The organism is Ureibacillus manganicus DSM 26584 (assembly GCF_000772945.1).
In the GTDB taxonomy this organism is placed as follows: Bacteria; Bacillota; Bacilli; order Bacillales_A; family Planococcaceae; genus Ureibacillus; species Ureibacillus manganicus.
The window spans coordinates 1-15,208 of sequence record NZ_JPVN01000012.1; the positions used below are offsets into that span (position 1 = coordinate 1).

Here is a 15,208-nt window from a genome sequence, read left to right on the forward strand (position 1 = left end):
CTCTCCATAAAAGAAAATTTGATAAAGCTCAAATTTTGTCAGACATTCAGTCGAATGTCTAAAAAAACATCTGCTGGCATCAATTTTGATGTCCAAAATTTTGTTTCTATAATAGAAACTTTTAAATCATTAACGTTTTGTTGTTCAGTTTTCAAGGTTCATGTTTTTCTGTCGTTTGCGACAGGAATTATATTATATCAAACACAATTTATTATGTCAATATAATATTTTTATTTTTTTCGTTTTTATCATTAACATTAACCTGTCCAGTGACAAGAATTTTATTATATCAGAATAATATATTCTCGTCAAACAATATTTTCAATTAAGATAATAATAGATTGAGAAAAGTATTTTATCGCATTAAATTAGCTATATTTTTCAGCATCTTATTGCGACAACTTTTCTATAATAACTCTCTAAATAATAAAATGTCAATATAAAATTATGTAGAACTTTCATTTTATTTCGCTTTACTTTATCGACCTCAAATAGATCTGTTTAAATGCTTCTATTACAATATCCTTCTGTGAATTCCAAAAACAATACTTTCTTATAATTCTAAATGAAAATAATGTATTGTTTGTAGTTGTTATTGAGAACACTTTCATAGGGAGATGTTGTTAACAAGTATAATCATATTCAATTTAGGGAGGATTTCAATGCCGGAAAAAAATGAATTATTCAATATGTATTCAATGCTAAATACAATGCAAAATCAGCTGAACCAATGCAAATTATATTTAGAAACAATTATGGATGAAAAAGGCTTTGACTATAGTACAATTTTAGAGGACTATGATGTTGTTCAATATGATGGTGAGGATTTTTACGACAACAAATTATCGTGAATTAATATAACCCCGATGTCAAATCGGGGTTCCTGTTAAAATTATGTATTAGATGATTCTCTACTTATTAAGTATGTACTTTTTGTTTATTATATAAAACAACTTGATTACTTCCATTTTCTTTTGCCTCATATAAAGCGTAGTCTGCTCTACTAATCAAATCATTTGCTATTTTACACTCGCCATCTATTGTTGACACACCTAAACTTACGGTTAGATGAGGGTCAATATTAGAAGCCTCATGAGGAATGGCTAAATTCTTAATCGTCAACCTTACTTTCTCAGCAACATACTTTGCATTTGCCAAATCAGTATTTGGTAATAAAATCACAAATTCTTCCCCACCATAGCGAGCCACTAAATCACTCGAACCACATAGAGTCGTTTCTATCGCTTTTGCTACTTGTTTCAATACCTCATCACCATGCAAATGTCCGTATGTATCGTTATATTGTTTGAAATAATCGATATCTAACATAATTATAGATAATGGGGTTTTAGTTTGAATTGCTTTATTAAACTCCGATTGAACGTATTCGTCAAAATAACGTCGATTAGCAATATCTGTAAGACCATCCCGTTTAGATCTAAGTTTCGCTTCTTCGAAGGCTTCATGTAATTGTTGTTCAGCACACTTTTTCTCGGTAATATCATTAACCATACCTATCGCATAAGTGGCGCTGTTTTCTATATCGGGAAATAATGTTGTAGTTACATTTCCCCAAAGGATATCACCGTTTTTTCGAATATATCTTTTTTCTAAAACATAATGATCGATTTTACCCGCAACCAACTCATTTAATAACTTCATGTTCGTTTGGGCATCATCTAGGTAACTAAAATCCTTAAATGTCATCGTACTTAATTCCGCTTCGGTGTATCCAAGCATTTCTTGCAATTTTTTATTCGAAATTATCGGACGGCTATTGTTATCAATTAATGCAATTCCAATTGGTACAAACTCGAAGATTGCTTTAAAGACTTGAGTATTTTTGTGTAATTCTTGCTTTTTAATCCTCACTTGCTCCTGTAAATATTTTAACTTGTCAAATTGGAAACCTCCCCACCATGCTATTAATAGCATAATTGGAAAGCCGAAAAATTCCATTAATATAAAATCTCCATCATCTTTTTTCACGTGATATGAGATAAATAGTATACCTATTACTAATGCAACTGTTATGGTGATGAGTCTGCCATTGTATTTCATTGAAGTACACACCCTGTAATTTGTTCATCTATCATTATAATGGATATTACTCCAATATAAATATAAATTTTGAAATAAATGTATGTTTGAATTATTTTCATAATTTTCTAACTACTTTTCTACATATTCTATATATTACTTCGCGTATTCTTCTTAGATTGACAAAATTCAAATTCGATACAAAACCAACACTTTTACCCACTGCAAATTGACGAAACGCTGTCAAATCTTGCGCTTACCTGGGAAATGATATTCGTTTTGATTAGGAAATAATGTGTATTTTCATTGGAAATATCATTCTCACTCTCACTTCCAAAATATTTCGCAAAATTCCTTAAGCACAAAAAAGTACGCAACCAACAAATGTAGGTACGCACTTCAAACGGATTATGACTCAATCATCCAAGTTAATTGTTTTATCTTTCCTCGAAACTAAAATATCCTGAATAATTTCTATGTGACAGGATGCCCAAGCTTTTTCTCGAAAATGTAGAAAAAGACTAAAAGTTATGCCTATCAAATAAATCAAAATAAATATTAACCAATTACGACTACCATCGGCAAATAAAATTTTATCTAAGTGCTGAGAGAAAAACAGAAATAAAAACGGAATCGACGATACGTAAATCGGAATCATTCCCGAACCATTTTTCTCCTTTATCAAACGGTAGAAAATTAGTTTTAGAACATCACTTTCAATCGAATCATAAAATTCACGTACTTCTTTTAGTTCTTTTAAGTACTTGGATTGTCCAATCAATTCTGGATTTTTTCTCAAACGACGATAAATTTTATGTGCATCACCACGAAACAAGTTCATTTAAACAGCATCCTTTTTAAATAGACTAGCTTGTGGAATTTACTTTTCCATAAAATTTATATTGTGAAACTAGGATGGTTTTATACTAAAATGACTTCATTTTTTTAAGCACTTAAGACGTGTTATTTAATTATTTATTAGAAGGGTGACAAAAACAATCTAAAGTATGATCATTTACCATTCCAACAGCCTGCATAAAAGAATAACAAATCGTACTACCTACAAATTTAAAACCATCTTTTTTTAATTGTTTGCTCATTCGATCACTCAGTTCTGTAGTTGCTGGCACTTCGTTTTTCGATACCCATTCGTTTATCAAAGGTTTGTGATCCACAAAGCTCCATATGTAATTTGAAAATGAACCATGTTCTTGTTGTAGCTTTAAAAACGACCGTGCATTTGTAATAACACTCTGAACCTTTAGTCGATTACGAACTATACCTGGGTCTTCTAACAACGATTTAATTTTTTCATCCGTATAATTAATAATTTTTTCTGCATCAAATTCATCAAAAACTTTTCGATAATTTTCCCGCTTTTGTAAAATGGTCCACCAACTTAAACCAGCTTGCGCCCCTTCTAAGCACAACATCTCAAACAATTGTCGGTCATCGTATAAAGGCACTCCCCATTCCTTATCATGATAATCAATATATAATTGTTCTTTTGTTACCCAATCGCATCTTTTCATAATCTCACGCACCAACTTCCCTTATTTGCTTAAACGATAAATTAAAAACCTCTCATAACTATTCTTTTCATATAAATTTGGAATCTCTATTTCGTTTATTAGTTGAAACATAGTCTGATATTCTAAAAAGAACCGATACTCATCATTCGCGTAATATAAAATAATATCAATTTCACGATTAGTATTTTCTACAGAATGCAATATATTATTAATTACTTTCATAAAGATTTGGATTGAAAATGGATTAAAAAAATAGAAACGGTTGTCTTTTGGTTGAATTTCATATTGTTCAGCCTTGCAACATAGAATATGAATTCGATTTTCCTTTCTCTTTAGTTTATTTAAATACCTTTCTTTATTTATCAATGCATCACTATAAAATACTTCATTCATTTCAACCCCAGTTACATAGCCGTCAAATAAATAATTCAAGTAAAAAATTAGTCGACCTTTTCCACAACCAAAGTCCACTAAGCGATCACGCTCAGTTACTTTATAATGCTTACATAATTCTTCTAAAGCACTGTAAGGTGTTGGTTCATATGGATGATAATAAGTAGAATCGTTTACTTCGTTCTTCTTACCAATTGTTTGGATATTCAACTTCTCTTCATAATACAATTCTTTCACTTTGAGTTCCCCAATCATTTCTTATTAACATATACATATGTAAAAAAATTAACACAACTTAAATAGAAAAGTTGTGTTAGCTAAAGCTATAAATTTGATTAAATTGTTAAGAATATAAAATTAGTTCATTAAAAAAACTAGTCACATACTATAATATTTAATAAGGTGGAAAATATAAAATAAAAAAAAGCAAGAGAGTAGATCGTCATCTAACATCTCTTGCAAATTAACAGATTATCGTCGTAACTTTCCAAAACGGATTCGTTAACGTCATTTACTTTAACAGCAATTTTATTAGAAAACTAGTATATATTACTCCCTAGTATGGCAGAGTATACTAATTCAAATTTCTAATCATGGTTTTTCTAATTTGTATTGTTCACATTTGTTAGCAAGGATATCCTTTTCTATTACCAACTTAGGACTGAAAAAAATGGCGCGATAATTATGGAGATCGCTAAGATACACACTGCTATGGAACCAGTTTTATTTTTTTGTCGCCATAGCTCTATTGAAAAACCAATTGTATAAAGAAACATTCCAATCATTATTATCCATACGATTATATTCAATTTAATCCCTCACTTGATTTAAGTCAGGTAATTTACTTTGTTCGCCAAATGTTCCAATATAAACATTTACACTAACATTTACTTTCATATTTGGATAAGTCTTCATCCAGTCAAACTTTTCAAAGTCATGGCTTGTCCAAAATTTTTTTCTAGCAATTAGCGACCAACCAAAAGCTTCCCCCTTAAATTCTTCCTGAGTTCTTTTAATCAGCTTACTCAACTTTTTTTGCACTTCTTCTTCAATATGAAATTTTAATTGTTCTATTTTTCCATTATCGAAGGTTTCCATACTGTGAATTGATAATATATCCATATAAAGTGGTACTGTTACATCAATTGTTGGTGTGTACCCATTAAGATTAATTTTTACATCATTCTTTTCACGTTTCATTATTCTTGCGGAAAATCTATACTGAGGGGAAAACGGATCTGGATACGTTGCATAAATTTCGCCCATTTCTAATGTTTCATTCAATACTATCGTAAGACGTGTTTCCTCACCATTCATAGTTCCAATCATCTTCCCCTCTTTAAATACGGCTGAACCTAAAAATTGTGAATTATTCGATTCTTCTCCTTCTATTTTTAGCTCTCCTGCTAGTAGCTCGTCTTCTCCAACTGTATACTTGCCACCAGGAATCTGTTCAGTTGTTGCATACGGCGCTAAAAATAGGCCGGCATCTGATTCTGTAATTGAAAAATAGCTGTGTAGTTTAAAATTAGGTGTGAGACCTGCTTTATTTGAATTTTCCAAGACAAATTCAAAATACTTATGAATTCTTGTTTCTAGTTTCGGTTTATTTTTTAATAAAAACGTCTTCACTTTTTCTTTCGTAACAATCATTGGTATATTTCGTTTAATTTCACGATCCTTTGTCACGTCATACATATACCTTATAAATTCAGGGTCTTTAGCTAAATCTTCAGAAACAATCAAAACATTTAACATGTTATACGTAATTTCTTTTGCGATCACTGCATTTGCAGTGTTTTTTGCAGAAATTATGTCATTAGCTGGAAATGTAATAACTTCATGTGCTGGTTCACTTGAGGGTCCTTCTTGTTTTGAAAACTCTGGATTTGCAATTAGATAGGTAATGCTTATTTTATTGTCTTCTCCTTTATCTAAACCCAAAGCAACGACGTAAGCCCTTTTATCAATACTAACTTGATCCCAACAACCACTTAACATAGGTAATATAAATATTAAAAAGAGAAAATGGAATAAGCCAAGTCGAGTTTTCACTTTTTTAATTCCCCTTTTAGTTTTGCTGTGATCCATAGTATTAATGGCAGAAATAAAAAAATAGGTGTAGTAAGATAAGCGAAATTTTCTCTTAGATTAATTAAAGTAAAAACCGGGGCTTCTGGTATCAAACCTAAAAAGACAATTAAAATAGCAATAGATGGCACAAGGTAATTAAATTGTTTGATTTTAAAAAGTGCACCAAATAACAATGCACTAATATATAAATAAAATGAAAAGCGTAAAAAGGAAGCGACTAACCAAAATGGTAAGAATAACGATTCTACATTCGTTAAAAACCCTAATTGAATGAAACGAATTGTTTCATGAAAAGGATAATTCAAATTGACAATTGACACATAATCAAACAACATAATATAACTAATCAGAGCAAGCATATATACTGTTGTAACATAGATGAATCCTATCCAAATTCCCTTTTTATAAACATTGGTACTACGTAAAGAAGTGACAATAAAACCTAAATAAAGAAATTCACCTAAAATCGATGCGTTCATTGCACTTTCCTTCATTATTTCAGGAATCCCATTTCCCAAAATGGGATATACATAATTAAACCTTCCTTGTAATATCGATAAAATTAATACGACAAATAAAGCAATATTTAACCCAATGAGAGAAACCCAAGCAGCGGAACCAATGAACTCTAATCCTTTTTTTGCGCCATATGCTGCGACTCCAATTAAAACAATATAAGTGAAAAATAAAGGCGTCTTAACAAAGTACATCGTTTCAATGATATCGGCATACGTGGCAGAATTTATTACAATCGAATATGTTTCCGTCGTCCATAGTAGAAAAATAACAAAAAATCCAATATATTTTCCTAATAAGCGAAATATGATATCGATTAAATTTTGGTCCTCATAAGCAATAATCAATTTTGTTAAAAGGTAGATGGGAATGAAAGAAAATAAGCCCATTAAGATTACTGTAATCCAAGCAGCACTCCCTACTTTATCAAATAATGAAGTTGGTGTGTTATCAGTCACTTTTGTACCAATTGTAATTAGAATAATGGCCAAAAATTCCCTTATTCCGATCTTTCCTTTTGTATTATCCATTCTATTCTCCCGCTTTTTTCTCAATATCCTTTGGTTTTAAGTACCCAGGTCTAAATAATTCATTTTTTACAAGTCTTCTAAAAATAGTATCTTTAGCTGTAGAATCATTTGGTGTCATTGGAGCTAAATATGGAACACCAAAAGATTTAATGGATGTCACATAAAGTAAGCAAATAGTAAATAATGCTGTCAATCCAAATAGACCAAAGACCCCTGCTGAAATTAGAAATGGAAATCGCAATAATCGAACAGTATAGTTCAAATTTGTATCACCTATGGCAAAGGAGCTTAATCCTCCAAGAGCTACAATAATAACAACTAAAGGACTAACAAGGTTTGCTTGTACAGCAGCTTGCCCCAAAATTAAAGCTCCTACAATTCCAATGGTTGGACCTATTGGCTTTGGTACACGCAATCCACCTTCACGTATCAGCTCAAAAGCAATCTCCAACATTAATATTTCAACTAAAGATGGAAAAGGGACGATTTCTCGCGTCGAAGAAATGGCTAATAATAAATCGGCAGGTATCATTTCCACGTGATAATTCGTAATTGCAATATAAATAGCAGAAATAAATAATGTTATAAACAATGCCATTAACCTTAATATTCTTATAAAGTTCCCAAATAAGAATCTTAAATAATGATCTTCTGAGTTATGGAAAAATGACCAAAAAGTTGCTGGTAATATTAGTGAATCGGGCGAATTATCCATAAGTAATACGATAAATCCATCTTCAATGAATTCGCTTGCACGATCTGGTCGTTCTGTATATAAAATTGTTGGAAACAGTGAGTATATATGGTCTTCGAGATATTCTTCTAAAACCGAAAGATTTTGAATGGAATCTATATCTAGTGAATTGAGTTTATTTTTTATATTTGTTATTAGTTCTTCATTGGCAATATCTTTTATATAAACTAAGTACAATTCATTTTTCGCTCTTTTTGAAATGGTTGTGGATTCAACAATGAGTTTTTCATCTCGAATTCTTTTTCGGATCAATGAAATATTTGTCATGGCCTGTTCATTAAAAGACTCTTTTGGCCCTTTTACAACCACTTCATTTTCTGCTTTTTCAACGCTTCTACCTTGAAAGTTTCCCGAACTAATAATGTAAGCATACGGTTCGCCATCGACGAAAAGTGTCGTATTGCCATTATTGATTTCAACTAATATATCTTCAATCACATCTGCTTTACGAACTTGCGGCGATAATAACAATTCTATTTCTTTTGATTCATCCTCATTAATAAGTAATGGGCGAATAACAAGTTCTTCGATTAACTTAGTATTTGAAATTGAACTAATAGTGATTACTGCAGCATTTTTTTTGATTCCACCAATTTCAATGTAGCGGATATTTACGTCACTATTATTTGGAACATAGTAAATTTTTTTGAATAATTCCATAGTATCTGCTAAACTCGAATCAATCTGTTTTTTCTTTAACAAATCATCCTCGGTAGCAGCTTTTTCAAATGGGGGATGCTCCTCTTTCAACAGTTTCTTAAAAAATCGCTTCACTCTCATTTTTTCCAAGAATATATACAACTCCATATTTTTTCTTATTGTTCCACCGAAATATAAAGTTATGTATAAAAATTGTAAATTGGAATGCGTTAAGGATAAACTGTGATAAATCGTATCCACCATTTCCTTCTCCAAAACAATTAGAAAACACAAGTAAGTAGCACAAAACCTCAAATACTGCTAAAATCATATAGTTATAATAGTACGTGTAATTAAAGGAGATTTACTAAGTCAATGAATATCGTCTTAACCACACTTAATGCAAAATATATCCATACGAATATTGCGATTCGTTATTTGAAAGCGGCCGCGCTGCCTGAGTTTAATCCAACAATTGTTGAATATACGATTAAAGATCCGACGTTTAATATAGTTACGGATCTTTACCAATACAAACCAGATGTTGTCGGCTTTAGTTGTTATATTTGGAATATCGAAGAAACGATTCGTGTTATAAAAATGCTCAAAACAGTCTCCCCTGAAACTAAAATTGTATTAGGTGGGCCAGAAGTGTCATACGATACGAACTATTGGGTTCGGCACCTACAAAATGAAGTAGATTTCATCATTATGGGAGAAGGCGAATTTTCTTTTAAAGCACTTTTGAGACATTTAAATGAAGAAATCCCTCTAGAAGATGTTCCAGGTGTTTGTTATTTACAAGATGGAAAATTCAAAATCCATCCGCAACCGACTAAGGTTGACTTACGCGAGTTGCCAAGTCCATATCGTTTTGAAGAAGATCGTCCTCATTTAGGCAAACGTATTCAATATATCGAAACTAGCCGTGGCTGTCCGTTTAGTTGCCAATTCTGTCTTTCTTCCATTGAAGTTGGAGTACGCTACTTTAACAGAGAGAAAATTAAAGAAGACATCCGCTACCTTATGGCAAATGGTGCTAAGACGATTAAATTCGTTGACCGTACCTTTAATATTAGCCGTAGTTATGCAATGGAAATGTTCCAATTTTTAATTGATGAACATGTACCAGGTGTTGTTTTCCAATTTGAAATTACTGCGGATATAATGCGTCCAGAAGTTATTCAATTTTTAAATGACAACGCCCCTAAAGGACTATTCCGTTTTGAAATTGGTGTACAATCCACGAATGATGAAACAAATGAACTTGTAAAACGCCGTCAGAATTTCGAGAAACTAAAGCGTACTGTGACAATGGTAAAAGACGGTGGGAAAATCGATCAACACCTTGATTTGATTGCAGGTTTACCTGAAGAAGATTATGATAGTTTCCGTAAAACCTTTAATGATGTGTTTGCAATGCGTCCAGAGGAATTGCAGCTTGGTTTCTTAAAATTATTGCGTGGTACAGGACTTCGAGTAGAAGCCGAAAAATTTGGCTACACATACGTAGATATTGCACCATATGAAATTTTCTCAAACAATGTATTAACATTTGATGAAATAATCCGTATTAAACAAGCAGAAGATGTACTGGAAAAATATTGGAATGACCACCGAATGGATCAAACAATCGAATACCTTGTAACAGAAGGTTTTGAAACACCATTTGACTTCTTCCAAAACTTCGGTACATTCTGGGAAGATAAAGGCTGGTCGAGAATTGGGCACCAATTAGAAGATTTATTCACTCGATTAGAAGAATTCCTAATAACTCAAAACCATGTGAATTTACCTGTCGTTCGAAGTTTAATGAAGCTAGATTATTTGTCAAAACAACAATTCCAACCGCGCAAATTATGGTGGGAGGAACGCATTCAACAAGATGAGCATAAACGCATTTACAGCATATTAAAAGAATCTCCAGAGCTTGCAGGCAGTGAATTTGCAGAGATGGCGCTAACTGAAAAGGAATTCTTTAAGCACTCCCTTCTTACACCATTTGGTATTGATTTTGAAGCTTGCCAAGATGGAAAGATTGTACCGCAGGATGGAATTTTACTTACGATTTTCCGTCAAGGACAAGCACCATATTTTGCAACGTTAAATGATATGAAAATTAAATAATCGATTTTCTACAAGGGACTTATTTTAAGTTCCTTGTTTTTTTATGTAGGTTATTTTGAATTCATTTGTGCAAAATAATATCGAAGAATAGAAAAAGTCTGAAAAATTTTAAGGAACATCTTGAATTGTTTTCCCGTCATAGCTATTATGAATTCTATGAATTAAAAATTCAGCCTTATCTAAATATTATACATATGGAGGTTTTTTCCATGAAGTTATCACCAAAAGAGATGGAAATTGTTGAGATTTTGGAAACTAATGCGCGGATCGCTACTGATGTTATAGCTAAAATGGTTGGTTTGAGTATAGAAGAAACAGAACAAGCCATCAAAAAATTAGAAGAAAATAAAGTTATTGTTAGATATATTTCCCTTGTCGATTGGACAAAGGTGGAAAATCACCCAGGTGTTCGCGCAATGATTGACGTAAAAGTAACGCCAAAACGCGGAGTTGGATTTAATGATATTGCTGAACGAATTTATCGTTTCGATGAAGTGAGCTCAGTCTATTTGATGTCTGGTACTTATGATTTGTCTATTATTGTTGAAGGAAAATCGTTAAACGAAGTCGCTAACTTTGTATCACAAAAGCTTTCTACATTAGAATCTGTGATCTCGACTACAACTCACTTTATCTTGAAAAAATATAAACATGATGGGATCATTCTTGAAACCGAAACAATTAAAGACAAAAGAATAGTGGTGTCTCCATAATGAAATCTACACGAACAACTTATATATCTAAAATGGCAACAGATTTAAAACCATCTGGTATTCGACGCTTTTTCGACTTAGCTGCTGGAATGGAAGGTGTGATCTCTCTTGGTGTGGGTGAGCCTGACTTCGTAACACCTTGGCATATCCGCGAAGCAGCGATTAATTCCCTCGAGCGCGGGTTTACTTCCTATACACCGAATGCTGGAATACTTGAATTACGTGAAGAAATAGCATTTTATATGAAAAACCAATTTCACGTGGAATACGCTCCAAAGGATGAAATTATTGTTACTGTAGGGGCAAGTTCTGCAATTGATCTTGCGATGAGAACAATTTTAGACCCCGGGGAAGAAGTTATTGTCGTGGAACCGTGCTTCGTATCTTACGTGCCAATGGTTGAATTAGCCGGTGGAGTTGCCGTTCGTGTACAAGCTACAAAGGAAAATGATTTTAAAATTTTGCCTGAACAATTAGAATCTGCAATTACATCTAAAACAAAAGCTATCATGCTTTGCTCACCAAACAATCCTACTGGTACCTTGTTAAATCAAGCGGAATTAAAAGCAATTGCTGATTTAGCCATTGAGCATGATTTACTGATTATTGCTGATGAGATTTACGCAGAACTTTCTTATGATGACGAAGAATATACGAGTATGGCTGCTATTGACGGGATGAGAGATAGAACGATTTTAGTCTCTGGGTTCTCAAAAAGCTTCGCGATGACAGGTTGGCGACTTGGCTTTGTTTGTGCTCCTATTGAGATCTCAAGCGCGATGTTAAAGGTACATCAATATGCATTATTGTGCGCATCGACTATGTCACAGTACGCTGCTATTGAAGCTTTGAGAAATGGACGACCTGATGTTGAAGAAATGGTAAAAAGTTATCGTCGTCGCCGAAATTTTATCGTTCAATCATTTAATGAGATCGGTCTGACATGCCATGAACCAGGTGGTGCTTTCTATGCATTCCCTTCTATTGAGTCAACGGGCTTAAGTTCACAAGAGTTTGCTGAACGATTACTTATGAAAGAAGGCGTAGCAGTCGTTCCTGGAGATGTATTCGGAGCTAGCGGCGAAGGTCATATTCGTTGTTCCTATGCAACTTCTCTGGAAGAATTGCAAGAAGCTGTGAAAAGAATTAAGCGATTTATTGATTCGTTGTAGTAAATTTTATGATTCTAGGCTGTCCGAAAGTGTGTTTTCTTTCGCTTTTGTGACAGCCTTTTTATGTGTCTTGACACTTAAGGGAGGAATCAATAGAAATCTTAGAATCTCATTTAAGTTGTCCAAATAACACGTCTATCTAGACAGAAATCACAGTTCCCGCTTAAAGATTCCAAAATAAAGAGCAATCTATACAAAGATCCCTTCATCATTAGGTACTTTTACTAATGATAGTACGCTTTAGTCAACAAATCCCATTTACAAAGACAAGTTCTCGCCATATTCTAATCCGCTTACTCAATCCCACCTCCCCCTTCTCTCACAATCCCCTGCCCACAACATACTATAGTAAAAAGAATGGAGGTGTTAAGATGAATCACTCACGCAAAAGTTGGGCACCAATTGAAGTCGTAGGGATGATTATTGTTGTCATCGCTTTAATTGCATTATTATTTGCTCCAGGTTCACTTTCTCAATTATTTGATTTGACCATCAATGAAGTCTATACCGTAGTAGTCACAATCTTCTTAACAGGTACGGTCGGAATTGCAATCATCGTCAGTGTGATCTTAGGCAGAATTTTAGAAAGACTTGGTTTTACAGACGGATTAATTCGTTTGTTTGTCCCTATCATGAAATGGATGCGCATTAATCCAACGGTTATTATTCCTAGTATTTATAATATTTTAGGGGACATCAATGCAGCTGGTAAAATTGCAGCACCAGTTTTAGTAAAAGCGAATGCGACAAAAGCTGAGCAACAAATTGCCGTTGCAACGATGATTCAATCCCCACAATCCTTTGCAACTTTTGTATTAGGGTTGTTAGCTCTTTCTGCTGCTGGTATTAGTTTGTTTCCAATTATTATTCTTTCAATATTTGTTCCCCTCATCGTTGTTCCTTTTATACTTTCAAGAACAATTTATCGCGATACAAGAAAAGTAGATTTACATGAACTTCCCCGCTTTACACCAAAAACAAAACCGCTTGAAACATTGTTCCAATCAGCAAAAGAAGGTACTGAACTACTTTTACTAGTCATTATTCCTGCTGTAGCTGCCGTGTTCTTCATCATTGGCGTATTGAAATTCATAGGTGTTTGGGAATTTATTCACTCTATATTATCTGTTACGTTAACCTATTTAAGTATTGAACCGACATCTGGTATTATCTCAATTCTTGCAGCACCTACTCTTGCAGTTGCACAACTCGCAGATATTGCTAGTTCAATTCCACCTGGACTCGTTGTTGGCTCTTTTGTAATTGCAAACTCAGGTTTACCACTTTCCGTAATTTTTGGTCAAATGCCTGCAACATGGAAAGAATGTTCAAGTTTAAAAGAAAAAGATGTCATTGAAGCTGCCCTAGTCGGCCTTGTCCTTCGTTTTGCTACAGCATGGTTCCTTGGTTTTGTCATCACTCCATTTTTGGTGGTGTAAGCGTTGTCAAAATATATTATAAAAGCACATAAATTTGTAACGGTTTCAGAGCTTGGCACAATTTATAACGGAGCAATGGTCATAGAACATGGTAAAATAATTGCTCTTGGGTCATGGCAAGATATCAAACAAAGAAATAATGAACAGTTACCTATCACTGATTTTGGAAATCTAACTGTTGCTCCAGGCCTAATAGATTGTCACACACATTTACTAGAGTTTGCTCCAACATCTTTATACCCTGTTACAAAAGATACACAAACCCTTGCAGCAAAAGCAATTTTATTGAAAACTTTGGCTTCTGGTATTACCGCTCTCGGTGAACAAATTTGCGGAAGTCCTATGTTATATAAAGAAATTAATGATTTAAAAAGATCCATGAAAGATTTTCCGATAGATATCTCTTATGCTACAACAAGCATTTCCATTGGATTAGAACCAATCCAACACTTTACTTCTGTCACTGGTTCAATTGCAGTTGATCGGGATGTTTTAGTTCAACATAACATTATTATGTCAATTGCACAAAATAGCGAGTTCCCCGGAGAAAACATATTCATCAACGCAACACCTGCTAACTTTACAAAAGACCTTATCCCAAATGCTGGAGTAATTATTTATTCGCAAGAAGAACTGAACACCATTGTCTCTATCTTTCATTCAATAAATCGAAAAATCGGAACCCATGTTGCAGGTGAAGTAGGAATCGATATGGCTCTTAACGCAAAATTTGACGTGCTACATCACGCCCATGGAATTTCTGACGAGCAAATCAATCGAGTTGCACATCAAAAGGTCAAGATTGTTGCCACCCCACTCGGAGGTACTCACCTTCCACCAAACACTGTTGAAGAAGTAATGAAAATGGTTAATGCTAATATCACAGTTGCAATTTCAAGTGATGGATACTTACCACCACACGAAAATACCGTTACATTTCCAAAAATTATGCAAGGCTTAATTGGCCCAGATTCTCTCATGGCGATTGCGAATCCTTTTATGAAAAAATTACACGAGGCAGGTTTTGGTGAAAACGATATACTTTCCCTAATCACATTAAACCCCGCAAAAATACTCGAAAAAGATCACCAATTCGGAAGTTTAGAAGTTGGAAAAGATGCGAATTTTCTTGTTGCAGATGGAATACCGGGGTTAGATATTGTAGATGTCGAACAAATAAAAGCAGTCTATTTCTGCGGAGAAAAGATGATTCAACGTAATTAATAAAATTACCCGTTTCTGTAAAGTGAATACAGGAA

Annotated in this window: 13 protein-coding genes; 6 read left to right on the forward strand and 7 right to left on the reverse strand. The window is 33.5% G+C overall.

The features are described 5' to 3' along the window. The first annotated feature begins 662 nt into the window (after window positions 1-662). Window positions 663-851 (forward strand): hypothetical protein, encoded by a 189-nt coding sequence (locus tag CD29_RS10725; protein WP_036186441.1) that lies wholly within the window; start codon window positions 663-665, stop codon window positions 849-851. A gap of 67 nt (window positions 852-918) precedes the next feature. Here the strand turns inward: CD29_RS10725 and CD29_RS10730 are convergent, their stop codons facing one another. The 7 genes from CD29_RS10730 to CD29_RS10760 form a co-directional block, all read right to left on the reverse strand. Further along, window positions 919-2,061: a GGDEF domain-containing protein gene (locus CD29_RS10730; protein WP_052124116.1), complete on the reverse strand. Its 1,143-nt coding sequence runs from the start codon at window positions 2,059-2,061 to the stop codon at window positions 919-921. Between the two features lie 394 nt (window positions 2,062-2,455). Further along, on the reverse strand, window positions 2,456-2,881 hold the full coding sequence (locus CD29_RS10735) for a hypothetical protein (protein ID WP_036186443.1): 426 nt from the start codon (window positions 2,879-2,881) through the stop codon (window positions 2,456-2,458). 130 nt (window positions 2,882-3,011) lie between these two features. Then, a complete protein-coding gene (locus CD29_RS10740) occupies window positions 3,012-3,572 on the reverse strand; it encodes a DNA-3-methyladenine glycosylase I (protein ID WP_036186446.1) in 561 nt (186 codons plus the stop codon). Between the two features lie 21 nt (window positions 3,573-3,593). After that, complete coding sequence (locus CD29_RS10745; RefSeq protein WP_036186449.1) at window positions 3,594-4,202, reverse strand: methyltransferase; 609 nt, start codon at window positions 4,200-4,202, stop codon at window positions 3,594-3,596. A gap of 573 nt (window positions 4,203-4,775) precedes the next feature. Beyond that, entirely contained in the window at window positions 4,776-6,020 is a 1,245-nt protein-coding gene (locus CD29_RS10750) for a Ger(x)C family spore germination protein (RefSeq protein ID WP_052124117.1), read from the reverse strand. Next, the gene (locus CD29_RS10755) at window positions 6,017-7,105 is read right to left on the reverse strand and encodes a GerAB/ArcD/ProY family transporter (protein WP_036186452.1); all 1,089 of its coding nucleotides are present in this window, start codon (window positions 7,103-7,105) and stop codon (window positions 6,017-6,019) included. Before CD29_RS10755 ends, CD29_RS10750 begins: the two co-directional genes overlap by 4 nt. Before the next feature lies 1 nt (window position 7,106). Further along, a complete protein-coding gene (locus tag CD29_RS10760; RefSeq protein ID WP_052124125.1) occupies window positions 7,107-8,639 on the reverse strand; it encodes a spore germination protein in 1,533 nt (510 codons plus the stop codon). Window positions 8,640-8,873: 234 nt separating this feature from the next. Between CD29_RS10760 and CD29_RS10765 the strand changes: the two genes are divergently transcribed. From CD29_RS10765 to CD29_RS10785, 5 genes are all read left to right on the forward strand, one after another. Then, entirely contained in the window at window positions 8,874-10,625 is a 1,752-nt protein-coding gene (locus CD29_RS10765; protein ID WP_036186455.1) for a B12-binding domain-containing radical SAM protein, read from the forward strand. Window positions 10,626-10,834: 209 nt separating this feature from the next. Further along, window positions 10,835-11,338 (forward strand): Lrp/AsnC family transcriptional regulator, encoded by a 504-nt coding sequence (locus CD29_RS10770; RefSeq protein ID WP_036186458.1) that lies wholly within the window; start codon window positions 10,835-10,837, stop codon window positions 11,336-11,338. Beyond that, entirely contained in the window at window positions 11,338-12,510 is a 1,173-nt protein-coding gene (locus tag CD29_RS10775) for an aminotransferase (RefSeq protein WP_036186461.1), read from the forward strand. The genes CD29_RS10770 and CD29_RS10775 overlap by 1 nt, the downstream gene beginning before the upstream one ends. Window positions 12,511-12,881: 371 nt before the next feature. Next, complete coding sequence (locus CD29_RS10780) at window positions 12,882-13,949, forward strand: hypothetical protein (protein ID WP_036186464.1); 1,068 nt, start codon at window positions 12,882-12,884, stop codon at window positions 13,947-13,949. Window positions 13,950-13,952: 3 nt separating this feature from the next. Beyond that, entirely contained in the window at window positions 13,953-15,173 is a 1,221-nt protein-coding gene (locus CD29_RS10785) for an amidohydrolase family protein (protein ID WP_036186467.1), read from the forward strand. Window positions 15,174-15,208: the final 35 nt, after the last annotated feature.

Coding starts and splice junctions, on each gene's coding strand:
- CD29_RS10770 (WP_036186458.1), top strand. CDS start 10,835: ATGAAGTTATCACCAAAAGAGATGGAAATTGTTGAGATTTTGGAAACT.
- CD29_RS10755 (WP_036186452.1), bottom strand. CDS start 7,105: ATGGATAATACAAAAGGAAAGATCGGAATAAGGGAATTTTTGGCCATT.
- CD29_RS10735 (WP_036186443.1), bottom strand. CDS start 2,881: ATGAACTTGTTTCGTGGTGATGCACATAAAATTTATCGTCGTTTGAGA.
- CD29_RS10725 (WP_036186441.1), top strand. CDS start 663: ATGCCGGAAAAAAATGAATTATTCAATATGTATTCAATGCTAAATACA.
- CD29_RS10775 (WP_036186461.1), top strand. CDS start 11,338: ATGAAATCTACACGAACAACTTATATATCTAAAATGGCAACAGATTTA.
- CD29_RS10740 (WP_036186446.1), bottom strand. CDS start 3,572: ATGAAAAGATGCGATTGGGTAACAAAAGAACAATTATATATTGATTAT.
- CD29_RS10765 (WP_036186455.1), top strand. CDS start 8,874: ATGAATATCGTCTTAACCACACTTAATGCAAAATATATCCATACGAAT.
- CD29_RS10730 (WP_052124116.1), bottom strand. CDS start 2,061: ATGAAATACAATGGCAGACTCATCACCATAACAGTTGCATTAGTAATA.
- CD29_RS10780 (WP_036186464.1), top strand. CDS start 12,882: ATGAATCACTCACGCAAAAGTTGGGCACCAATTGAAGTCGTAGGGATG.
- CD29_RS10760 (WP_052124125.1), bottom strand. CDS start 8,639: ATGAGAGTGAAGCGATTTTTTAAGAAACTGTTGAAAGAGGAGCATCCC.